This window comes from Buchnera aphidicola (Aphis helianthi) (genome assembly GCF_005083845.1).
GTDB classification, from domain to species: domain Bacteria; phylum Pseudomonadota; class Gammaproteobacteria; order Enterobacterales; family Enterobacteriaceae; genus Buchnera; species Buchnera aphidicola_AW.
Genome location: NZ_CP034894.1, coordinates 278951 through 302388, shown reverse-complemented (window position 1 = coordinate 302388; position 23438 = coordinate 278951). Strand labels below are relative to the sequence as shown.

Annotated in this window: 23 protein-coding genes and 1 pseudogene; 12 read left to right on the top strand and 12 right to left on the bottom strand. The window is 23.0% G+C overall.

Annotation, left to right across the window (positions count from 1 at the left end):
• The 7 genes from trpCF (at position 1) to cls (ending at position 6986) form a co-directional block, all read left to right on the top strand.
• Positions 1-1359, top strand: coding sequence for a bifunctional indole-3-glycerol-phosphate synthase TrpC/phosphoribosylanthranilate isomerase TrpF (trpCF, locus tag D9V62_RS01415; RefSeq protein WP_158340032.1), 1359 nt, complete (start codon positions 1-3; stop codon positions 1357-1359).
• A gap of 34 nt (positions 1360-1393) precedes the next feature.
• Entirely contained in the window at positions 1394-2581 is a 1188-nt protein-coding gene (trpB, locus tag D9V62_RS01410) for a tryptophan synthase subunit beta (RefSeq protein WP_158340031.1), read from the top strand.
• Positions 2578-3387: a tryptophan synthase subunit alpha gene (gene trpA / locus D9V62_RS01405; RefSeq protein ID WP_158340030.1), complete on the top strand. Its 810-nt coding sequence runs from the start codon at positions 2578-2580 to the stop codon at positions 3385-3387. The genes trpB and trpA overlap by 4 nt, the downstream gene beginning before the upstream one ends.
• A gap of 113 nt (positions 3388-3500) precedes the next feature.
• Entirely contained in the window at positions 3501-4244 is a 744-nt protein-coding gene (locus tag D9V62_RS01400) for a YciC family protein (RefSeq protein ID WP_158340029.1), read from the top strand.
• Positions 4245-4270: 26 nt separating this feature from the next.
• Positions 4271-4804, top strand: a complete 534-nt coding sequence (locus tag D9V62_RS01395) for a septation protein A (RefSeq protein ID WP_158340028.1) — start codon at positions 4271-4273, stop codon at positions 4802-4804.
• Between the two features lie 43 nt (positions 4805-4847).
• Positions 4848-5258: an acyl-CoA thioester hydrolase YciA gene (gene yciA / locus D9V62_RS01390; RefSeq protein WP_158340027.1), complete on the top strand. Its 411-nt coding sequence runs from the start codon at positions 4848-4850 to the stop codon at positions 5256-5258.
• Between the two features lie 267 nt (positions 5259-5525).
• Entirely contained in the window at positions 5526-6986 is a 1461-nt protein-coding gene (gene cls / locus D9V62_RS01385) for a cardiolipin synthase (RefSeq protein WP_158340026.1), read from the top strand.
• A 249-nt stretch (positions 6987-7235) separates the two neighbouring features.
• Here cls and ribA read toward each other — a convergent pair whose 3' ends face one another.
• From ribA to mnmA, 10 genes are all read right to left on the bottom strand, one after another.
• Complete coding sequence (gene ribA / locus D9V62_RS01380) at positions 7236-7826, bottom strand: GTP cyclohydrolase II (RefSeq protein ID WP_158340025.1); 591 nt, start codon at positions 7824-7826, stop codon at positions 7236-7238.
• Between the two features lie 82 nt (positions 7827-7908).
• Positions 7909-8619 (bottom strand): orotidine-5'-phosphate decarboxylase, encoded by a 711-nt coding sequence (pyrF, locus tag D9V62_RS01375; protein ID WP_158340024.1) that lies wholly within the window; start codon positions 8617-8619, stop codon positions 7909-7911.
• Between the two features lie 101 nt (positions 8620-8720).
• Positions 8721-9620: a lipoyl synthase gene (lipA, locus tag D9V62_RS01370; protein WP_158340023.1), complete on the bottom strand. Its 900-nt coding sequence runs from the start codon at positions 9618-9620 to the stop codon at positions 8721-8723.
• A 69-nt stretch (positions 9621-9689) separates the two neighbouring features.
• Positions 9690-10355, bottom strand: coding sequence for a lipoyl(octanoyl) transferase LipB (gene lipB / locus D9V62_RS01365; protein WP_158340022.1), 666 nt, complete (start codon positions 10353-10355; stop codon positions 9690-9692).
• 54 nt (positions 10356-10409) lie between these two features.
• Positions 10410-11051, bottom strand: a complete 642-nt coding sequence (locus tag D9V62_RS01360; protein WP_158340021.1) for a YchE family NAAT transporter — start codon at positions 11049-11051, stop codon at positions 10410-10412.
• Between the two features lie 115 nt (positions 11052-11166).
• Entirely contained in the window at positions 11167-13113 is a 1947-nt protein-coding gene (gene rnb / locus D9V62_RS01355) for an exoribonuclease II (protein ID WP_158340020.1), read from the bottom strand.
• Between the two features lie 117 nt (positions 13114-13230).
• Positions 13231-14013, bottom strand: a complete 783-nt coding sequence (locus D9V62_RS01350) for an enoyl-ACP reductase (RefSeq protein ID WP_158340019.1) — start codon at positions 14011-14013, stop codon at positions 13231-13233.
• A gap of 90 nt (positions 14014-14103) precedes the next feature.
• Positions 14104-14715, bottom strand: coding sequence for a transglycosylase SLT domain-containing protein (locus D9V62_RS01345; RefSeq protein ID WP_158340018.1), 612 nt, complete (start codon positions 14713-14715; stop codon positions 14104-14106).
• Positions 14716-14752: 37 nt separating this feature from the next.
• Positions 14753-16126: an adenylosuccinate lyase gene (gene purB, locus D9V62_RS01340; RefSeq protein WP_158340017.1), complete on the bottom strand. Its 1374-nt coding sequence runs from the start codon at positions 16124-16126 to the stop codon at positions 14753-14755.
• An 82-nt stretch (positions 16127-16208) separates the two neighbouring features.
• Positions 16209-17309: a tRNA 2-thiouridine(34) synthase MnmA gene (gene mnmA / locus D9V62_RS01335; protein WP_158340016.1), complete on the bottom strand. Its 1101-nt coding sequence runs from the start codon at positions 17307-17309 to the stop codon at positions 16209-16211.
• Positions 17310-17566: 257 nt separating this feature from the next.
• Between mnmA and lepA the strand changes: the two genes are divergently transcribed.
• From lepA to acpS, 5 genes and pseudogenes are all read left to right on the top strand, one after another.
• Positions 17567-19357, top strand: coding sequence for a translation elongation factor 4 (lepA, locus tag D9V62_RS01330; RefSeq protein WP_158340015.1), 1791 nt, complete (start codon positions 17567-17569; stop codon positions 19355-19357).
• A 13-nt stretch (positions 19358-19370) separates the two neighbouring features.
• Positions 19371-20305: pseudogene (gene lepB / locus D9V62_RS01325) on the top strand (signal peptidase I).
• Positions 20306-20412: 107 nt separating this feature from the next.
• Complete coding sequence (gene rnc, locus D9V62_RS01320; RefSeq protein ID WP_158340014.1) at positions 20413-21093, top strand: ribonuclease III; 681 nt, start codon at positions 20413-20415, stop codon at positions 21091-21093.
• Entirely contained in the window at positions 21090-21914 is an 825-nt protein-coding gene (gene era, locus D9V62_RS01315) for a GTPase Era (RefSeq protein WP_158340013.1), read from the top strand. Before rnc ends, era begins: the two co-directional genes overlap by 4 nt.
• A gap of 109 nt (positions 21915-22023) precedes the next feature.
• The gene (gene acpS, locus D9V62_RS01310; protein WP_158340012.1) at positions 22024-22404 is read left to right on the top strand and encodes a holo-ACP synthase; all 381 of its coding nucleotides are present in this window, start codon (positions 22024-22026) and stop codon (positions 22402-22404) included.
• Between the two features lie 14 nt (positions 22405-22418).
• Here the strand turns inward: acpS and tadA are convergent, their stop codons facing one another.
• Both tadA and smpB read right to left on the bottom strand, forming a co-directional pair.
• Positions 22419-22874: a tRNA adenosine(34) deaminase TadA gene (tadA, locus tag D9V62_RS01305; RefSeq protein WP_158340011.1), complete on the bottom strand. Its 456-nt coding sequence runs from the start codon at positions 22872-22874 to the stop codon at positions 22419-22421.
• Positions 22875-22883: 9 nt separating this feature from the next.
• A complete protein-coding gene (gene smpB / locus D9V62_RS01300; RefSeq protein WP_158340010.1) occupies positions 22884-23372 on the bottom strand; it encodes an SsrA-binding protein SmpB in 489 nt (162 codons plus the stop codon).
• Between the last annotated feature and the right edge of the window lie 66 nt (positions 23373-23438).

Genomic DNA, 23438 nt, shown 5'->3' with positions numbered 1-23438 from the left:
ATGCAAGAAACAATACTTGACAAAATTATAAGAGATAAAGTAGATTGGATTAAACACAGAAAAAAAATAGAACCTTTTAAAGATATAAAAAATAAAATTAATATAAAAACTCGAAATTTTTATAATGTTTTAAAAAATAAAAATCCCTTTTTTATTTTAGAATGTAAAAAATCATCCCCTTCTTTAGGAATTATCAAAAAAAAATTTAATTTAATTAAAATTACTAATGTGTATAAAAAATATGCTTCTGTAATTTCAGTTCTAACAGATGAAAAATATTTTCATGGAAATTTAAAATTCATAAATATTGTAAGAAATAATGTTTCTCAGCCAATTTTATGTAAAGATTTTTTTATTGATCCATATCAAGTTTATTTAGCTCGATATTATAATGCAGATGCTATTTTACTAATGTTATCTATTTTAAGTAACCAACAATATATTATATTATCTAAAATAGCAAAAAAATTAAATATGGGAGTTTTAACAGAAGTTAACAATATTGAAGAATTAAATCGTGCAATTGAATTAGATGCTTTAATTATTGGAATTAATAATCGTAATTTACATGATTTATCTATCGATTTAAATCGAACTCGAATTTTATCTCCATTAATAAAAGATAAAATAGTTATTAGCGAATCAGGTATAGAAAAAAATTATCAAATAAGAGAATTAAGTAAAATTGTTAATGGTTTTTTAATTGGATCAAGTTTAATGTCAAAAAGAAATTTAGAAATTAGTACAAAATGCTTACTTTTTGGTCATAATAAAGTATGTGGATTAACTCGCTCTATTGATGCTCAGATAAGTGAAAAATATGGTTCAGTTTATGGTGGATTAATTTTTGCAGAAAACTCGCTTCGTAAAATTACAAAAAAAATAGCGAAAAATATTATTTTAAATAGTAATTTAAAATATATAGGTATATTTCAAGATCAAGATATAAATACTATTTTAGAAATTTCTAATGAATTAAATTTATATGCAATACAATTGCATGGGGATGAAAATCAAAAATATATTAATTCATTAAGAAAAAAATTACCGAAAGATATTAAAATTTGGAAAGCATTTTCTATTCAATCAAAATTACCTTTGCTTAATTGGAATTATGTTAATAAATATCTATTTGATTCTGCTTTTGGAGGAAGTAATACATCATTTAATTGGTCAATTTTAAAAAACTATACATTAAATGATGTAATATTAGCCGGAGGTATTAATATTGATAATATTACTCTTGCGTTAAAATTAAATTGTTTTGGATTAGATCTAAATTCCGGAATAGAAATATCACCTGGTATTAAAGATCATAATAAAATAAAATTAATTTTTCAAAAATTAAGATCTGAATAACTTATTTGTTTATAAATTAGAGGAATAATTTTCAATGACTTTGCTAAACCCTTATTTCGGTGAATTTGGAGGCATGTATGTTCCTCAAATATTAATGCCAGCTTTACATGAGTTAGAAAAAAATTTTGTTATCTCTAAAAAAGATTTAAGTTTTCAACAAAAATTTTTATATCTCTTAAAAAATTATGCAGGAAGACCTACACCATTAACTTTATGTGCTAACTTAACTAAAGGTACAAAAACACGCATTTACTTAAAAAGAGAAGATTTATTACATGGTGGAGCACATAAAACTAATCAAGTACTAGGTCAAGCAATGTTAGCTATTCAAATGAAAAAAAAAGCAATTATTGCTGAAACAGGTGCAGGTCAACACGGCGTAGCTACTGCAATTGCTTGTGCATTATTAAATTTAAAATGTAAAATTTATATGGGTTTTAAAGATATTGAACGTCAAAAACCAAATGTATTTCGAATGAAATTAATGGGGGCAGAAGTTATATCTGTTAAAAGTGGTTCTGGAACTTTGAAAGATGCATGTAACGAAGCATTAAGAGATTGGTCTAATAGTTATAAATATACACATTATATGATAGGCACTGCTGCAGGTCCACATCCTTATCCAAAAATTGTTAAAGAATTTCAAAAAATAATTGGCGAAGAAACAAAGAAACAAATTTTACAACAAGAAAAAAAATTACCAGATTCAATTATAGCATGTGTTGGAGGAGGTTCAAATGCTATTGGTATATTTTCCGATTTTATAAATGAAAAAGTTAATTTAATTGGTGTAGAACCAGCAGGTCAAGGTATAAATACAGGTAAACATGGTGCACCTTTAAGTCATGGTAGAACAGGTATTTATTTTGGTATGAAATCTTATTTAATGCAAAATGAAGAGGGCCAAATTCAAAAATCTTGGTCTATTTCTGCAGGTTTAGATTTTCCTTCAGTCGGTCCTGAACATGCTTGGTTAAATAGCATTAAACGTGCTCAATATGTTTCAATTACCGATGAAGAAGCATTGGAAGCATTTCAAATTTTATCTAAAAAAGAAGGTATTATTCCAGCTTTAGAATCTTCTCATGCATTAGCTTATGCCTTAAAAATAATGAATCTTAATCCGGATAAAAATCAAGTGTTAATTGTCAACCTTTCTGGTCGTGGAGATAAAGATATTTTTACAGTAAGTGAAATTTTAAAAAATAGGAAAAAACTGTGAGTCGTTATAAAAAAATGTTTGAAAAAAAAACATTACTTAAAGAAGGATGCTTTGTTCCATTTGTCGTTATAGGTGATCCTTCTTTAAACATGTCAATAAAAATTATTGAAATATTAATTAAAAGTGGAGCAGATGCATTAGAATTAGGAATTCCATTTTCAGATCCATTAGCAGATGGACCTATTATTCAAAAATCGAATTTACGTGCTTTATCTAAAAATTATGGTATTTTAAAGTGTTTTGAAATTATTCAAATAATACGTAAAAAATATTCAAATATACCTATAGGTATATTATTATATGCTAATCTTATATATAGTCAGGGTATAAAAAATTTTTATAAACAATGTTCAAAATATGATTTAGATTCTGTATTAATAGCTGATGTACCTATTGAAGAATATAGTCTTTTTTATAAATATGCTAATAAATTTAACATTGATTCGATTTTTATATGCCCTCCAGATGCAGATGATAATTTTTTATCTCAACTTTCTTCATATGCAAGGGGTTATATTTATTTGTTATCTCGTCCTGGTGTTACTGGAATTGAAAAAAAAACAATTGCACTTTCAAATAAGTTTATAAAAAATGTAAAAAAATATAATAATATTCCATTATTGCAAGGTTTTGGAATTAAAAATTCTATACAAATTAAAAAATCGATTTTATCAGGAGTTAATGGTGTAATATGTGGTTCAGCAATTATAAACATTATTGAAAAAAATTTAAATAAAGAAAATGAAATTCTAAATAAAATAAAAAATTTTAGTTATAAGTTAATACAATCTACAAAATTTATTTAAATAAATTTTTAAATACTTTATTTTTATGTATCACAAATTTTTAAAGAATATGTTAATCTAAAATAATATGTATTATCTTAAAATTTTATAAAATATTTATAGGGGATATACATATGTTTATTACAATACGTGAACTATGTAATGATACATATCACTTTGTATCTAAAGAAATAAAAACTATTTTTTTAATATCTATTATAGCAGCTTTTATAAGTGTTTTAATAAATATGTTAATTAAACCTGATATGCATATTATTTCTATGATAGAAAATAATAAATTTATTAATTCTCACTCAGTTTTCGATTTTATAAATAATATGACAGAATATGAAAAAAAAGCATTATTAAGATATTCAACATTTAAAATAATTGAATTTTTAACTAGTAAAACTTTTTTATTAGGAAGTATAATTACTTTAATCACATATTTATCAGATAATAAAAAACAACCAATTACATTTTTAATGATTTTTTTTGCTAAACTTCTACCAAGTTTATTTATATTAAATTGTATTAATAATATTATTATTCAAATAGGTTTTATGTTTTTTATTTTTCCGGGTATATTTTTATCAATTTTACTTGCTTTATCACCTATTATTTTAGCATTTCAAAAAAATACTTTAATAGATTCCATACGAATGAGTATTTCCATCTCTTGGAAATATATGAATATTATAGGTACAGGAGTATTATTTTGGATGTGTGTAAAGTTTTTTTTAACAAAAATATTACTAAATATTCACTTAATGAATAAAAGTTTTATATTTTTAATATTAAATATTAATATAAATGTATTTTTTTCTATTTTAATAATATATTTATTTAGATTTTATATGTTATTTCAACGAACTTAAAAATAAAAAATATTTTAGGTCTGAATATGCAAAAAATACTAAATTTATTACCAATAGTAACTTTTTTTATATTTTATAAAATATATGATATTTTTATAGCATCTAAATATTTAATTGTTATTTCGGGTATAACCTGTATATTACATTGGATTATATATAAAAAAATAGATAAAATGAATTTAATTAGCTTTATTTTAGTTGCTATTTTTGGTTCACTAACAATATTTTTTCATAATAGTCAATTTATTAAATGGAAAATAACAATAATTTATATGTTTTTTTCTATTATACTATTAATTAGTCAATTTTATGAAAAAAAACCAATAATACAAAGATTTTTAGAACAAAATATAAAACTTTCTAATACTTATTGGAAAAAAATTAATTTTTTTTGGGCATTATTTTTTTTATTTTGTAGTATTTTAAATATTTATATAGCATATTTTTTTTCAGAAGAAACTTGGGTAAATTTTAAAGTTTTTGGACTTTCAATTTTAATGCTATTTTCCATTTTAACTACAAGTATTTATATAAATTGTAAAATATTAAAAAAAAAATAATTTTTATATTATTTAAATATATAATAGAGTGAATATTTTGATAATGCTTAAACAAAACAAATTATTACCACAAGGAACAGTAGTATTAAAAACTCTTGCAATGCCTTCAGATACTAATGCAAACGGCGATATATTTGGAGGTTGGATTATGTCACAAATGGATATGGGTGGAGCTATATTAGCTAAAGAAATAGCAGGAGGAAAAGTAGTTACTGTAAGAGTAGATGGAATTACTTTTTTAAAACCTGTATCAGTTGGAGACGTCGTTAGCTGCTATGCTAATTGTATCAAAATTGGTAAAACTTCGATTACTATTAAGGTAGAAGTTTGGATTAAAAAAATTTATTCTAAACCATTAGGACAATATTATTGTGCTACAGAAGCAATATTTATCTATGTAGCAATTGATCAGATGGGTAAGCCTCTTGAATTATTACCAATGAGTATTATTTAAAAATATTTTAAATTATATAAATCATTAATATTTTATCAAACACTTTTTAAAATAAAATCAACACTTTTAAAAAGTAATAATATAAATATTTTAATTGCAGAAAATTATTACTTTTTTTAAAAGTGTTAAAAAATATTTAATTTTAAATTTTTATAAAAAGTAATAATTATTTATCACTACAAAATAAATAAAATTGTTTAAGAACCATGAAAACATTCAACTAAATAAAAACTTTTTTTAAAAAGTATAAACAGGACCTTTAAATGAATGGATATTTTTTATGATTCAACTACATTTTTAGTTCTTTTAATATACTGGTTAATAATTATTAACATTACTTACTGTATTTTGATTAAACGTCGTAGTATACCTTCTTCAATGTCTTGGTTGTTAACTATTTATATTATTCCCTTTGTTGGAATTATAACTTGGTTTTTTTTTGGTGAATTTTATTTAGAAAAAAGACACAAAATAATAGCAAAAAAAATCTGGTCTATATCTAATCAATATCTGAATCAACTTAAATCTTGTAAATATATTTTTCAAATAAAAAATAGTGAAGTTGCTACTTCTTTATTTCAACTTTGCAAACATAGACAGGGAATATCTGGTATTAAAAATAACAAAATAACATTATTAACTGATAATAAAAATACTATTAGTGTTTTAATTCGTGATATTTATTTAGCACGCAAAAATATTGAAATGGTATTTTATATTTGGAAACCAGGAGGACTTGCTGATGATGTAGCAAGAGCGCTGATTGATTCTGCTAACCGAGGTATACATTGTAGATTAATGTTAGATTCAGCTGGAAGTCTCGATTTTTTTAGAAGTCATTGGGTTCAAAAAATGAAAAAATCTGGAATTCAAATTGTAGAAGCATTAAAAGTTAATTTAGTACGAATGTTTTTACATCGATTAGACGTAAGGCAACATAGAAAAATAATATTAATTGATAATTATATTTCATACTCGGGGAGTATGAATTTAGTAGATCCAAATTTATTCAAAAAATCTTCTGGAGTCGGTCAGTGGATTGATTTAATGACAAGAATTGAAGGGCCTATAGCTACAACAATAGGTATGATTTATTCATGTGATTGGGAAATTGAAACAGGTTTTAAAATTTTACCTAAATTACCTAGTAGAGAAATGTTGCATAATACATGTAATCAAAATTCTAGCATTCAAGTAATTGCATCCGGACCTGGATTTCCAAAAAATGTAATTCATCAAGCTTTGTTAACCGCAATTTATTCATCTAGAAATGAATTGATTATGACTACTCCATATTTGGTTCCTAGTGATGATTTATTATATGCTATATGTACAGCAGCTCAAAGAGGTGTCAAAGTTAGCATTATTATACCATTATATCATGATTCTATTTTAGTAAAATGGGCAAGTCGAGCTTTTTTTAGTGAATTATTAGAAGCAGGAGTAAAAATTTATCAATTTAAAAATGGATTATTACATAGTAAAAGTATCTTAGTTGATCGTCAACTAAGTTTAATTGGAACAGTCAATTTAGATATGAGAAGTTTATGGTTAAATTTTGAAATTACTTTAGTAATTGATGATAATGATTTTAGTCATAAATTACTTTTAATACAAAAAGAATATATTTCTAATTCTGAACTATTAGACAAAGATATTTGGTCTACTCGTTCAAATTGGAAAAAGATTTTAGAAAAAATTTTTTATTTTTTGAGTCCTTTATTATAAATATTTATTAAAAATTTTATTATAAATAAATTATATATTTATATATATCCTAAAATTTTAGAGAAAATAAATTTTTTATTAATTTTTAAAAATATAAATAAATTAAATAGTTCAATGAGGGGTTTATAAAACCCCTTCCATTTTGAACAATAGTATAAAATTTTTAAAAACATACACGTAATACTATTAAGTAATATATTAAAGTACATTTAATAATAATCGTATTATATATATGTTTTTAAAAAATTTTTACTTAAATAATAAATGGCCCATTTTTTCTGCTTTAGTTTTTAAATAACAACAGTTTTTATCATTTTTTTTAGCTATAAGAGGGATTCTTTCTACAATATCAATTCCAGCAGACATAAGCATATTTACTTTAAATGGATTATTAGTTAATAATCGAATTTTTTTTACATTTAAAATATTAAAAATATCAGCGCATAATGAAAAATCTCTTTCATCTGCAGAAAAACCAAGTTTTAAATTAGCTTCTACAGTATCTAATCCCTGATCTTGTAGAGAATACGCTTTAATTTTGTTAAGAAGACCAATATTTCTACCTTCTTGACGATGGTATATTAATATACCTCTTCCTTCATGTGCAATTTTATTCATTGCCATTTTTAATTGAATCCCACAGTCACATCTTAAACTAAATAAAGCATCTCCTGTTAAACATTCAGAATGTATTCTAGAAAGAATAGGTATTTTTTTCTTTATATCACCATAAACAAGAGCTATATGATTTTTACCATTCTTTTTTTCTTCAAATCCAAATATAATAAAATTTCCCCAACGTGTAGGTAATATAGATTTTGCTATTTTAGTTAATTGCATAAATACTCCATTATTTTTATCAGAATTTTATAAATTTTACTTAAAATAAATATATAAAAAAATGTTTTTAAATACAAAAATATTATTGCATAGATTGTATTATAAAATTTAATTTTTTAATTGGATTGATTGAAGATGTAATAGAACGACCTATAACTATATAATCTATTAGAAATTTTTTTGCTTGTTTAGGAGTAATAGTTTGATTTTGATCAAAATTAGAATCGTTAAAACATCTGATACCTGGAGTTATAATTTTATACTTATCACCACATAACAACTTAATTTTTTCTGCTTCCTTACCCGGACATACCACCCCATCTAAACCACAATCATAAGATAATTTAGATAAAATTAAAATATAATCTTGTAATGATATTTGAATCCCAATATTTTTTAAATCTTCTTGTTTTAAACTAGTGAGTGCTGTAACAGCTATTAATAAAGGACGTTTTTTAAACGATTTTAATGCTTTTTTTGCATATGTTAGCATTTTTTTGCCCCCAGCAGCATGTACACTTAACATCCATATTCCTAAATCCGCTGCTGCTTTCGTAGCATTAAATACAGTATTAGGAATATCATGAAATTTTAAATCTAAAAATATATTAAATCCTAATTGATGTAATTCATTGATAAATTTTTTTCCTAAAATTGTAAACATTTCTTTTCCAATCTTTAAATAAAATAACGATGGATCAAGCAGATCTACCAATTTCATAGCTGCTTTTTTATTATTAAAATCTAATGCAATAATAATTTTTGGAATATTAAAATAATCAGTATTTAACACTATTTAACCTCTGTTAAAATAATTTATATCTTATTATTTATGAATATTTAATTGTAATAATATAAAGAATATTTCAAAAACTAAATAAATAATTTTATATATTAATTTTGAAAACTAGCATGATATGATGAACGTACAAAGGGTCCACAATAAGCATTTTTAAAACCAATAGATATTGCTTCTTTTTTAATATTTTCAAATTCTAAAGGTGATATGTAACGTTGTACTGGAAGATGATTTTTACTTGGTTGAAGATATTGGCCTATTGTTAACAATGTCACACCGCTAGAATATAGATCTTTCATTACTTGAGTAACTTCTTTATCTTTTTCACCTATACCTAACATTAAACCGGATTTAGTAGGAATTTGATTATATGTTTTTTTAAATGATTCTAATAACAATAATGATTTTCTATAATTCGCTCCAGGACGTATTTTTTTATAAAGTCGAGGAACATTTTCTATATTGTGATTAAAAACATCAGGTAATTCCGCATTAAAAATTTTTAAAATTAATTCAATTCTACCTCTAAAATCAGGAACTAATATTTCAATTTTTACTTTATTTTTATTTCGAATAGAATTCATACAATTGACAAAATGTTGTGCGCCACCATCATATAAATCATCTCTGACAACTGAGGTAATCACTACATAATTGATTCCCATATCAAATATAGTATTTGCTAATTTTTCCGGCTCTTCTAAATTTAAATTTTTAGGTTTTCCATGTGATACCGCACAAAATGGACAATTTCTAGTACATATAGCTCCAAGAATCATAAAAGTTGCAGTTCCATTGTTAAAACATTCTGATAAATTTGGACAATGTGCTTCTTCACAAACAGAATATAAATTATTTTTACGTAAAGCAGATTTTACTTGATTTATACGAGATGTATTAGTAGGTAATTTAACTTTTATCCAGTTTGGTTTATTTAATTTATTTTTTTTTGTTAAAATATATTTAGTAGGTATTAAATGTATTTTTTTATTCATAAATTTTATTATCGCAAAATTAGAAAGAATATATATATTGTAATTAAGAAAAAATTATTTTAAAAATATTTAAATATTTTCTAAAAAGTATGATTTTTTTATAATTTTAACATTTAATAACTGAGATAATTTTTTAATTAATACAATTCGAATATCTTCTAATGTTAAAACGGAATTAAATTCTTTTATTTGTGTCATTGTTATATATATATCTCCACAAGGGTAAATGTAATTAAATGGAGTTAAATCCATATTTACATTTAATGATAAACCATGCATAGTACAACCTTTTTTAATTCTTAGTCCTAAAGAACATATTTTTTTTTTATTTACATAAATTCCTGGAAATTTTTTTTTAATATTTGATTTAATAGAAAAATAATTCAAAGTATCTATTATTAAAATATGAATAATATCTATTAATTGACGAATATTAATTTTTCGACGTCTTAAATCAATTAAGAAATATAATATTTGTTGTCCAGGACCATGATATGTAATTTGACCACCTCTATCAGTATTTACTACAGGAATATTATTAATAAAATTATTTTTAGATATTATTGAATAATTTTTTTTTAATAAACCTTGAGTAAAAATAGGATAATGCTCAACAAACCAGATTTCATCAAATGTAAAACTATCACGATGTTCTGTAAAATAATTCATTTTATTAGCAACTTTAATCCAATCTGTTAATCCTATATTTTTAAAAAAAATAATTTTATTTTTCAATGAAATACCTAATATTATATTTAACGTATAAAGTATCAAATGATATTTTAAAGATTAATGCAATAATTCATTTAAAATAGATTTTATTCCAACACTCAAAAATTCTATTCCTAAAGACATTAATAACAAACCCATTACACGTGTAATAATATTAATTCCTGTTTTTCCTAATATTTGAACTACACATGGAGCAGCTCGAAAACATAACCAACAAACTAAAGAAAATAAAAAAATAGATATAGTACATCCTACTAAATTTAACCAAGTAGAATAATAGGTGCTCCAAACAATAGTTGAACTAATAGCCCCAGGTCCTGCGATCAACGGCATGGCTAAGGGAACGACACTAATATTTTCTTGAATTTGTTCTTTATCTTTTTTTATTCTTTTATTTTGTGTGAATTTTCCATTAATCATGGAAAAAGCAATACCCATAATCAACAAACCGCCTGCAATACGAAACGAATTAATAGATATTCCAAAAATATTTAAAATACTATCACCTAAAAACAACGATATTAATAATATTAAAAATGCAGAAAAATTAGCTAGTAAGTTAGTTTTTTTTCGTTCTAGAATAGTTTGATGAGCTGTCATAGTTGTAAAAATAGGAATCATTCCTATTGGATTAACTAATGCGCATAAACTAATAAAAAACTTTATATATATAGAAAAATCAAAAATTGAAATATGCATATTGAACTCTTAATTAATATTAAAATTGTTTTAAAAAAATTAAAATAAATAAATTTTGAAATATTTAACAAAATAATAAGTTAATTTCATTTTAGATTATTTAAAAATGTTAAACTCATATTGTATAATCAGGTTTCGCAATAATACTTCTTGTTTTTAAGCGAATTTCAGATAATTTTATTTGAATTAAATCAGATACTTTATAATGTAAATTTCCATTAATAAATACTTTTCCTATTTCTTGATTTAAGATTAACTCTTCTCGAATAGGATGTAAAAATAATGCAGGAATAAAAACATTTGCACCATTTTCTAGTATTTTAGCTCGTATTCCACTTTTAGAAACATCAGTAATTTCGGCAGAAAATTTTTTATTCTGATATTCTTTCTTTTGTAAAAATAATGTGTAAAGCCAATCTGAAATATCTCTTTCAGCTATTCTATTTCTACGTCTTTGCTCACTAATTTTTAACTTTATTTCTTCATTAGGTTTGATGATTTTTTCTTTTTTGATAATTGATTTTAATAAACGATGATTAATCATATCGCTATATTTACGGATGGGTGAAGTCCAAGTAGCATATTCTGAAAATCCTAATGCAAAATGTGGACTAGGCGTCGTACTAAAATCTCCAAACGATTGATATCTACGAATACGACTATTAATATAATTATTTGATAAAATATTTAAAACACGTCTAAGATTACAGAATCCTTTTAATGTTGTTATTTCTTTTGCAGTAAATTTTAAATGATAATGCTTTAAAAAAGAAACTGCATTTTCAGCATTAATAGAATCGAAACCAGAGTGTGTATTGTATATTCCAAATCCAAGATGTTTTGATAAAAAATTTGCAGCTACAATATTTGCAATTATCATTGCTTCTTCAATAATTTTATGAGCAATTCTTCTTTTTTCAATAATTATATTTTTTACTATTCCAATTTCAGTAAATTGAAACCTATATTCTAAGCTGTCTTTAAATAATACAGCATTTAATTTTCTCCATTTAATACGTGATAAGCATAATTTATGTAATAGTGAAATTTGATTTTTAATAGATTTTTTTGATGGTTTCCATAATCCTTTTTTTTCAATCCAATTTGATACATCATCATATGATAACTTTTCTTTTGATATAATCCATGCCAAAAAAAAATCAACTACATTAGAAATGTGTCCATCTTTTTTAATTATTATAGAACATGCTAAAACTGGACGACGTTCATTAGGGATTAATGAGCATATATTTTCTGATAATTCCCTAGGTAACATAGGAATATTAAAACCTGGTAAATAGTTTGTAAAACCTCTTTTAGCAGCAATTATATCTAATCTACTGCCAACTTCAATATATGAAGTTGGATCTGCAATAGCTACAGTTAAACAAAAATCTCCATTATTAGTTGATTCAATAAACAAAGCATCATCAATATCTTTTGTATTAACATTATCTATTGTAATAAAATCAAGATTTGTTAGATCTTTTCTTTTAAAATTATCTTTTAATAAAATATCTTGTGATTCAATTAGAGGTGCTTTTTTTTCGAGATTATGACGTGATAAAGTTACCCACCATGGTGTTAATGGATCATTATCTTTTACTATTTCTTCAATTAATTCAGCACAAAATATAGAATTACCATTAAGTTTATGTTGTACTAAATTAGCTACTGCCCAATCTCCAGTTTGAAATAAATTATTACAGTTTTTTTTAGGATAACATATTATAATTAAATCTTTTAAAAAAGGATAATCTGGAAAGATGAATAATTTATTATCTTTTCTTTGAATTTTTCCTACAAATCTTTTTAAAAAAGGTTCAATAAGTTTTTCGGGGTCAATTATTTCACGATCTTTTTCAATTTTTAACAACGCTGTTATTTTATCTCCGTGCATAACTTTTTTCATGTTTTTAGGAGGAATAAAATAGCTTTTTTGAGTATCAACTTCTAAAAAACCAAATCCTCTTTCAGTGCTTTTTACTATTCCTTCAACCCGTGGTGTTTTCTTATTTAAATTTTTTTTTAATTGTTCAAGTAATGGATTGTTCTGGAACATCATTATAAGACCTAACTATTCAACAAATAATTTTATTTTTTAATAAATTTTAATATATAACTTATTTATAAATTATCATAGATAAATTTTATTAAAAAAATTCTTCGTTTTTAAATTTTAAATTATTCCATTAGGTATATTAACATTGAAACCATTATCAACATAAATAATTGAACCAGTTATTCCAATTGATAAATTAGAACATAAAAAAGCAGCAACATTCCCTATTTGTGTACTAGTAATATAGTTTTTAATTAATGAAACTGACTTTTGATATTTTTGTATTTTGCAAAAATTTTTAATTTGATAAGAAGATATAGTTTTAATAGGTCCAGATGAAATACCATTAACTCTAATATCTTTTTTACCTAATGAATAAGCCATATATCGAACATTAGACTCTAAAGAAGCTTTAGCAAGTCCCATCATATTATAATTAGATAAAACTCTTTTTGCTCCTAAGTAAGATAATGTAATTAAAGAAGAAAATTTATTTAACATATTTTTTGCTTCTCTAGCCATACTTAAAAAACTATATGAACTAATTTCATGAGCTAAATTAAAAGATTCCTTAGTACTATTTTCTACAAAATCTTTATACATTTGATCTTTAGGACAATACGCAATAGAGTGAATAAAACCATCAAATTTATTCCATATTTTTTTTAAATTAAAAAACAATTCTTTAATGTTTTCGTCATCAGATACATCGCAAAAAAAAATAGAATTCGAATTTATTGGATTAATTAAATATTTGATTTTATTAATAATTTTTTTATTTTGACAAACAAAACTCAGTTCTGCGTTTTGTACATATAAAGATTTTGCAATACCTAAAGCAATTGATCTTTCATTAGATATACCAGTTATTAAAATTTTTTTACCTTTTAAGAACCCCATAATACATTTCCAAAAGTAAATTTTATGTATAAAATATTTTATAGTAGATAGAATTTAATTTCTACTCATATCTAAAAAAAGACAGCATATCTAAATTAATTTATAAATTTTTATGACTTTTTCTAAATAATTTGATGCTTGTTTAGAAGGGTGTTTTTTCATATTTTTAAAAAATGTATTTATTGTCATAGTATTTATAATTTTGATAGCTGTATTTTTATCTTTAGAAAACATTTTTAATAATGCATTTGCTCCGTTAACATAAGAAACAATAGTTGCATATCGCATGATTTCTTTATTTTTAATACCAAATAAATTTTTTTTTTGTAATAAACTAATATATGAAGTTCCAATATTAATATTAATTCTAGGATTATATAGTTCTGCTAATGATGGTTGACCTTGTTTACCATTTAATCGATATATATCTAAACCAGCTGCAGATGCTTTAATTTGCATTAATCCAATTGCATTAGAACTACTCTTAGCGAAAGGATTTCCAGAAGATTCAACGTATATAATAGATTTAATTAATTTTTCATCAACATCATATTTATTTGATGCATGTTTAATAAAATAATGCCAATGATCAATTGTTTTTTCGATTTGTTTTTTATTTAAAGAAAATGTTTTTTTTATTATTAAAGACTTATTACAACCTAAAACAAAAATAATTGAAAAAATCAGAGCTTTTAATGTCACAAGAAAAACTCCTTAACAAATAAATTTTAAAATATATTTATTTAGTTTCTTCGTCTATAATCTGCACTGCAGATCCAATATAATTTATTGGAGTTATTTTTTTTAAACGTTCTTTTTCTATTTCTGGAATATTTAAGTTAGATATAAATTGATGTATATCAACTTTATTTATTTCTTTTCCTCGAGTGAATTTTTTTAATTGTTCATAAGAATTATTAATATTATATCGTCTCATAACAGTTTGAATGGCTTCAGCTAGAATCGACCAATTATTATTTAAATTCTTTAAAAGTTGATAAGTATTAATTTTTAACTTTTTTAAACCATTTAAGATTGAATTATATGCAATTATTGAATAAGATAATGCTACCCCTATATTTCTTAAAACTGTAGAATCACTTAAATCACGTTGCCATCTAGAAATTGGTAATTTATTTATCATATGATTCATTATAGCATTTGATAATCCTAAATTACCTTCAGAATTTTCAAAGTCAATAGGATTTATTTTATGAGGCATTATAGAAGAACCTATTTCATGATCAACTGAGATTTGCTTAAAATAATTAAGAGAAATATAACCCCAAATATCACGATTAAAATCAATTAATATAGTGTTAAAAAGAGATATACAGCTAAATAGTTCTGCAATATAATCATGTGGTTCAATTTGTGTTGTACACGGATTCCAAACAAGATTTAATGATGTTATAAATTCTTTGCTAATTATATGCCAATTAACATTTGGATATGCTATTAAATGTGCATTATAATTACCGGTAGTTCCATTAAATTTTGCTAATATTTCTATTTCTTTTAACTTAAAAAATTGACGTTTTATTCTGTAATAAAAATTTAATATTTCTTTCCCCATAGTAGAAGGTGTGGCCGGTTGTCCATGAGTCATAGATAATAAAGAATTATTTTTATATTGAATAGAATATTTTTTCAGAAAATCAATGATTTCAGACCATAAAGGTAATAAAATTTGATCACGTGCATCTTTTATCATTAAAGCATAAGCGACATTATTAATATCTTCTGAAGTACATGAGAAATGTATTAATTCTGATATTAACGATAATTTTTTTGATTGAGAAAATTTATTTTTTAAAAAATATTCTAATGCTTTAACATCATGATTGATTTTTTTTTCTATTTTTTTAATATACATTGCATCTTTTATAGTAAAATTTTTTAAAATATCATCAATAAATAATATATCTTCATTTTCTATATTTTGAATTTTTAATATTTTATGCATGCTTATTATTTTTTTAAACCATAAAATTTCTACTTGAAGACGATATTTTAAAAAACTAAATTCACTAAATATATATCTCAAGGATTTAGTCAATTTAAAATATCTTCCGTCAATTGGAGAAATAGCTGTTAATAAATTTAATTCCATATTAACTCCTATATTTAAGTTGAATAATTTACAATTATTAAAAATTAATTATGATTATAAATTTATTTAAAAATATAAAAAATTAAAGTAATGGTAATTTATATTTAATAATTCCTCCACCAATACAAACATCAGATAAATAAAAAACTACTGATTGTCCTGGTGTAACTGCAATAGTAGGAATGTCAAATAAAACTTTAATATATAAATTGTCTATATATTTTATACTACAAGAAATATCATTTTGACGATATCTTATTTTAATTTTACAAGAAAAAGGTAACTTAAATTTAATATTGTTTATCCAATTTATTTTTTCAGCTATTAAACCTATTGACATTAAATATGGATTATTTGATCCTTGTGCAACAATTAATGAGTTTGTTTGTATATTTTTTTCAACTACATACCATGGCATATTATATGTTTCTTTCATTCCTCCAATTTTTAAACCTTTACGTTGTCCTAATGTATAATAAAACAAACCACTATGTTTTCCAATAATTTCTCCATTAATTGTTCTTATGTTACCTTTTTTTTCTTTAAGATAACGAGAAAGAAAACTATTTATGTTTTTTGGACCTATAAAACAAATACCAGTAGAATCTTTTTTATCTGCAACTTTTAAGCCTATTTTTCTTGCAATTATTCTAATTTGATTTTTTTTAAATGTACCAATAGGAAATAAAATTTTTTTTAATTGATAATCTTGTAAAGTGTATAAAAAATAACTTTGATCTTTTTTATAATCTATTCCTTTTAAAAGATAATTAATTCCATTTTCTTTTAAAATTCGAGCATAATGACCAGTAGCAATATAATTTGCTTTAAGTTGTTTAATAGCATAATTTAAAAATAATTTAAATTTAATTTCTTTATTACATAATATATCAGGATTTGGAGTATTACCTTTATTATATTCATTTAAAAAATGTGTAAAAACTTTATCCCAATACTCTTGAGAAAAATTTATTTTATGAAGGTAAATATCTAATTTTTTACAAACATTTTCAGTATCATGTAAATCTTTTTTTGAATGGCAGTAATCTTCTTTATCCTCTTCCTCCCAATTTTTCATGAATAAACCTTCTACTAAATAATTATTTTTTTTTAAAAGCCATGCAGCAACAGATGAATCAACACCTCCGGACATAGCAATTATAACTTTTTTCTTTTTTATCATAAAAATAGTATCGTATTTTTGTTAAAGAAAATATTATGTTTAATAAAAAATCAACATATAATTTACATTTAATTTTTAAAATATTTTTAAATATAATCTGATTAATATAATTAGAATATAGTATATTAAAAAAACAAAAATAAGAAATATATTAAATATTTATACTTTTAAAAAATATTAATATAAAATAAATTTTAAATTAAAATCTAATTAAAATTAAATATATTTAATTAATTTAAATAAGTTAAATAAAAAAAATGAAAAATATAAGAAATTTTTCTATTATCGCTCATATTGATCATGGTAAATCAACTTTGTCAGATCGTTTAATTCAAACATGTGGTGGATTATCTGCGAGAGAAATGTCTAATCAAGTTTTAGATTCCATGGATTTAGAAAAAGAAAGAGGAATTACAATTAAAGCACAAAGTGTTATGATTGATTACAAAGATAAAAAAGGAAATATTTTTCAATTAAATTTTATTGATACTCCTGGTCATGTAAATTTTTCTTATGAGGTATCTAGATCTTTGGCAGCTTGTGAAGGTGCATTATTAGTGATTGATTCAACTCAAGGTGTTGAAGCTCAAACATTGGCTAATTGTTATACTGCTTTAGAAATGAATTTATCAATATTACCAGTTTTAAATAAAATTGATTTACCTAGCTCGAATATAGAACGAGTTAAAAAAGAAATTGAAGATATTATTGGAATTTCTTCATGTAATGCTATTAAATGTTCAGCAAAAACTGGTGAAGGTATTGAAGAACTGATTGATAAAATTATTACTTGTATACCTCATCCTTATGGAAATGTAAAAGCTCCATTACAAGCTCTTATCATTGATTCATGGTTCGATAACTATTTAGGTGTAGTATCTTTAATAAGAGTTAAAAATGGATTAATATCTAAAAAAGATAAAATACAAGTAATGAGTACTGGAAAAACGTATTTTGTTGATCAATTAGGTATTTTTACTCCTAAAAAAGTCAATAGACAACAATTAAAATGTGGTGAAGTAGGTTGGATTATATGTGGTATTAAAAATGTTTCAGCTGCTCCAGTAGGAGATACCTTAACTAACTATAATAATCCATCAAACACAATATTGACTGGATTTAAAAAAATAAAACCTCAAATTTATGCAGGTCTATTTCCTTCGACATCAGATCAATATGCAACATTTAGAGATGCTTTAGAAAAATTAAGTTTAAATGATTCATCTTTGTTTTTTGAGCCAGAAAGTTCTAATGCTCTTGGATTTGGTTTTAGATGTGGATTTTTAGGTTTGTTACATATGGAAATTGTACAAGCACGATTAGAAAGAGAATATTCTATTGATTTAATTTCAACAGCACCAACTGTCATTTATCAAATTGAATTAATTAATGGAAAAAAAATTTCTTTAGATAGTCCTTCAAATTTTCCTGTTATTAATACAATTAAAAATATTCAAGAACCCATTGCTGAATGTAATATTTTATTACCCCCGAAATTTCTTGGTTCAGTAATGAAACTATGTATTAAAAAAAGAGGAATACAGATTGATTTGGTTTATCATGAAAATCAAGTATCTTTAAAATATCACATTCCAATGAGTGAAGTTGTTTTAAATTTTTTTGATGAATTAAAATCAATTTCTAGTGGATATGCTTCATTAGAATATGATTTTAAATATTTTCAATCAGTTAAAATAGTTCGAATAGATATATTAATTAATTCAGAACGAGTTGATGCATTAACTACTCTTTCATATTATAAAAACGCACGATATCGAGCTCGTGAAATAGTTGAAAAAATGAAAATACTAATACCTAGACATCAATTTGATATTAGTATTCAAGCGACTATTAATAATGTTATTATTGCTCGAGCAACAATTAAACAGTTACGAAAAAATGTACTAGCTAAATGCTATGGTGGTGATATTAGTAGAAAAAAGAAATTATTAAAAAAACAAAAAGACGGTAAAAAAAGAATGAAAAAAATAGGTAATGTAAATATGCCAAAATCAGCATTTCTTACTATTTTAAATATTAATAATTAAAAAAGAGATAAAAATGCCTAATATATTAACTATATTTTTAATATGTAGTACATTATTTACTGGTTTTTTTTGGATTTTTATTCGTATACAATTAATGACAAATTATTTCTTAAATAAAAAAAAAATAAAAACTTTATAACAAATAAAATATTTTTTCACAATCAAAATAATATTTTTCAAAATATATCATCGTTATTCCCAATGTTTTTTGTCGTTTTTATAATACGTTCTTTTATATATGAACCTTTTCAAATTCCTTCAGGCTCAATGATGCCAACACTATTAATAGGAGATTTCATTTTAGTAGAAAAATTTGCGTATGGTATTAAAGAACCGATTACAAATAAAACTTTAATAAATAATAAATATCCACAACGCGGAGATGTTATAGTTTTTAAGCATCCTATAGAATCTAATATAAATTATATTAAACGTATAATAGGAATACCAGGAGATAAAATTGAATACAATATATATAATAAACACATTAAAATTTGTGTTAATTATATAAATACACATAATTGTAAAAATCAATTACCTATTAATTATTCAAATAAACAGTTTACTAAATTTATTCAAAAAATATATCTGTTCCCAGAAAATAATCTAAAAAAAGAAAACACTTATAATTCTATTTACTTTAAAAAGATAGAAGAAAATATTAATAATTTTAGACATAATATATTATTATTAGATGAAGTTAAAAATTCAATAGACGATTATTATCAACAAGACAATTTACCTAAATTCACTTGGATAATACCAAAAAATAAGTATTTTGTGATGGGAGATAATCGTGATAACAGTTTAGATAGTCGTTATTGGGGATTTGTACCAGAAGAAAATATTTTAGGAAAAGCTTTAATAATATGGATGAGTTTTGAAAAACAAGAAAATGAATGGCCAACAGGTATACGTATTAATAGAATTGGAAATAAAATATATTAAAATAAATTATATATGAATTTTAAAATATTTTTCTAATTCTATCAAATTTTACTATTTTTCCTGTTATATATACAAATCAATTAAAATAGCATTGAAATTGGTATAACATGAACCACATCGTAACAAATAAAATACAGGAAGTATTAGGATATACTTTTACTCATAAAGATTTATTAAAACAAGCACTTACACATCGTAGTGCAAGTAGTAATCATAATGAAAGACTTGAATTTTTAGGAGATTCTATATTAAGTTTCGTAATTGCTAACGCTTTATATCAACATTTTCCGTCTATTGATGAAGGAGATATGAGTCGTATGAGAGCGACTTTAGTACGAGGAAATACATTAGCAGAAATAGCGTATGAATTTGATTTAGGAGAATATTTACAATTAGGTCAAGGAGAATTAAAAAGTGGTGGTTTTCGTCGTGAATCTATTTTAGCAAATACTGTAGAAGCTTTAATTGGAAGTATTTATTTAGATAGCAATATTAAAACAGTAGAAGAATTAATACTTAAATGGTATGAAAAACGTTTAGAAAAAATAAGTCCGGGAGATACACAAAAAGATCCAAAAACAAGACTACAAGAATATTTACAATCTAAACATTTATCATTACCTACTTATTTTATAGTAAAGATATGCGGAGAAGCCCATAATCAATTATTTACTATTCATTGCGAAATAAGTATAAATTCCAAATTGTTTATTGGTAAAGGAACAAGTAGACGAAAAGCCGAACAAGATGCAGCTAAAAAAGCATTAATTCAATTAGGTGTAGAGTGAATAAAAAAGAAAAATATTGTGGATATATAGCGATTGTTGGAAGACCAAACGTTGGTAAATCAACTTTAATCAATGAAATAGTTAAAAAAAATATTTCTATTACATCAAAAAAAAAGAACACAACACAAAGTAATATTACAGGTATTAAAACAAATGAAAATTATCAATCTATTTATATAGATACGCCTGGAGTTCATTGTTATGATATAAAAACTTTACAAATAATAAAAAATACAAATTTAATTATATTTCTTATGGATCGAAATATATGGAAAAAAGAAGATGAAATTATTTTTAATCAAATAAAACAAATGAATATTCCAATAATTTATACAATTAATAAAATAGATAAATTAATTAATAAAAATAATATTTTATCATATATTGATATACTTTTTAAAAAAACTAATGCAACAGAAATTATTCCTGTTTCAGTAAAAAAAAGAAGCAATATTATTTTATTAGAAAAAATTGTAGAAAAATATTTACCAAAAAATCAACATATTTTTCCAAAAACTCATATTACAACAAACTCTTTTTATTTTTCAATATCTGAAATTATTCGTAAACAATTAATATTATTCTTAAGAGATGAATTGCCATCAATACTAACAGTAAAAATTGAATCAATTGAATATAAATTTAAAAAATTGCATATTAATGCAATTATTTATGTAAAAAATAAAAGACAAAAAAAAATTGTTATTGGCTCTCATGGAGAAATAATCAAAAAAATTAGTATGTTATCTAGATATTATATTGAAAAAGAAATTAATAAAAAAGTTTATTTGTTAATCTGGGTGATAGAAAAGATTAAATAATATTAAAAATAACTTTATTTTTTAAAATTAGTTAAAATACTTAAAATATTTTAACTAATTTTAAAAATAAAATTGTATTTTTAATAAAATACTTATAGGAATATAATTAATGTCTATTATAGGTATAGGAACAGATATTATTGAAATTGAACGTATTAAAAAAAATATTTTATATTTTGGAAACAAATTAGCTAAAAGAATTTTATCAAAACAAGAGTGGAAAGAATACATGATATCTAGAAATAAAATTAATTTTATTGCTAAAAAATTTGCAGCTAAAGAAGCAGCTTCTAAAGCATTGGGAACAGGGATTAATTATGGAATAACTTTTAATCAGTTGGAATTATATAATAATTCTTTAGGAAAACCAAAATTGCGTTTTTTAGATTGTGCTTTTAAAAAATATAAAGAAATGAAATGTACAGCTGTACATGTTAGTATAACTGATCAAAAATTATATGCGCATGCTATAGTTATTTTAGAAAAATAATTAGTTTATATAAATTATTTTCTTTTATTTTTAAAAAAATTAATTAATATTTGAGAACATTGATATTCCATAATATTTTTTTGAATTTTTAATTTATTTTTTTTTTGTAGTTCTAAAAAAATATTTTTAAAAAGATATTTTTTATCTTTTTTATCACTAGCTCCAAATACTAATCTCGAAATACGACTATGTATGATAGCTCCAAAACACATTAGACACGGTTCTAATGTAACATATAACGTAGTATTCTTTAATCTATAATTTTTTATATTTTTTCCAGCTTGACGTAAGGCAACAATTTCAGCATGAGCAGTTGGATCATTCTTAATAATAGAACTATTCCAACCTATTCCGATAATTTTTTCTTGTAAAACTAATATTGCTCCTATAGGTATTTCTCCTTTTTTCTTAGCATGATATGCATATTTAAGAGCAATTTTCATCCAATATTTGTCTTGATCATCTGTCATAAAATATTTTTAATATATAATTTTAGTTTTTTTAAGTATATTTAATTTTTCTCTCTTCCATGTATTTTTTTTGTCTTCTTCTCTTTTATCTATTTTGTTTTTACCTTTAGCTAATCCAAAATTTAATTTACACCAAGATTTTTTCCAAAACAAGGAAAGTGTAATTAAGGTGTAACCAATTTTATTTTTTTGTATAGATAAGTAATTTATTTCGTTTCTATGTAAAAGCAATTTTCTTTTTCTTATAGGATCACAAGGAAAATGATTAGAAGTAGTATTTAAAGGTTGAATAATAGAATTAAAAAGATACATTTCATGTAAATGATTACTAATATAACTTTCAGAAATGTTTATTTTGCCTTCTCTAATAGACTTAATTTCCCATCCTTGTAATACTAAACCTGATTGAAAAGTTTCTTCTATAAAATAGTTGTAGTATGCTTTTTTATTAGTGTAAATAGTAGATAATTTTAAATTATGTTTTTTTTTAGTTAACATAGTTAGTTAGAATCCAAAAAATTAATTTAAATATTTTTTAATTAATATAGATTGATTTTTAAAAAA

Excerpts from the sequence above, each read along its gene's own strand:
- trpCF (WP_158340032.1), top strand. The coding sequence starts at position 1 with ATGCAAGAAACAATACTTGACAAAATTATAAGAGATAAAGTAGATTGG.
- trpB (WP_158340031.1), top strand. The coding sequence starts at position 1,394 with ATGACTTTGCTAAACCCTTATTTCGGTGAATTTGGAGGCATGTATGTT.
- D9V62_RS01400 (WP_158340029.1), top strand. The coding sequence starts at position 3,501 with ATGTTTATTACAATACGTGAACTATGTAATGATACATATCACTTTGTA.
- D9V62_RS01395 (WP_158340028.1), top strand. The coding sequence starts at position 4,271 with ATGCAAAAAATACTAAATTTATTACCAATAGTAACTTTTTTTATATTT.
- yciA (WP_158340027.1), top strand. The coding sequence starts at position 4,848 with ATGCTTAAACAAAACAAATTATTACCACAAGGAACAGTAGTATTAAAA.
- cls (WP_158340026.1), top strand. The coding sequence starts at position 5,526 with ATGGATATTTTTTATGATTCAACTACATTTTTAGTTCTTTTAATATAC.
- ribA (WP_158340025.1), bottom strand. The coding sequence starts at position 7,826 with ATGCAATTAACTAAAATAGCAAAATCTATATTACCTACACGTTGGGGA.
- lipA (WP_158340023.1), bottom strand. The coding sequence starts at position 9,620 with ATGAATAAAAAAATACATTTAATACCTACTAAATATATTTTAACAAAA.
- D9V62_RS01360 (WP_158340021.1), bottom strand. The coding sequence starts at position 11,051 with ATGCATATTTCAATTTTTGATTTTTCTATATATATAAAGTTTTTTATT.
- rnb (WP_158340020.1), bottom strand. The coding sequence starts at position 13,113 with ATGTTCCAGAACAATCCATTACTTGAACAATTAAAAAAAAATTTAAAT.
- D9V62_RS01350 (WP_158340019.1), bottom strand. The coding sequence starts at position 14,013 with ATGGGGTTCTTAAAAGGTAAAAAAATTTTAATAACTGGTATATCTAAT.
- purB (WP_158340017.1), bottom strand. The coding sequence starts at position 16,126 with ATGGAATTAAATTTATTAACAGCTATTTCTCCAATTGACGGAAGATAT.
- mnmA (WP_158340016.1), bottom strand. The coding sequence starts at position 17,309 with ATGATAAAAAAGAAAAAAGTTATAATTGCTATGTCCGGAGGTGTTGAT.
- lepA (WP_158340015.1), top strand. The coding sequence starts at position 17,567 with ATGAAAAATATAAGAAATTTTTCTATTATCGCTCATATTGATCATGGT.
- rnc (WP_158340014.1), top strand. The coding sequence starts at position 20,413 with ATGAACCACATCGTAACAAATAAAATACAGGAAGTATTAGGATATACT.
- acpS (WP_158340012.1), top strand. The coding sequence starts at position 22,024 with ATGTCTATTATAGGTATAGGAACAGATATTATTGAAATTGAACGTATT.
- tadA (WP_158340011.1), bottom strand. The coding sequence starts at position 22,874 with ATGACAGATGATCAAGACAAATATTGGATGAAAATTGCTCTTAAATAT.
- smpB (WP_158340010.1), bottom strand. The coding sequence starts at position 23,372 with ATGTTAACTAAAAAAAAACATAATTTAAAATTATCTACTATTTACACT.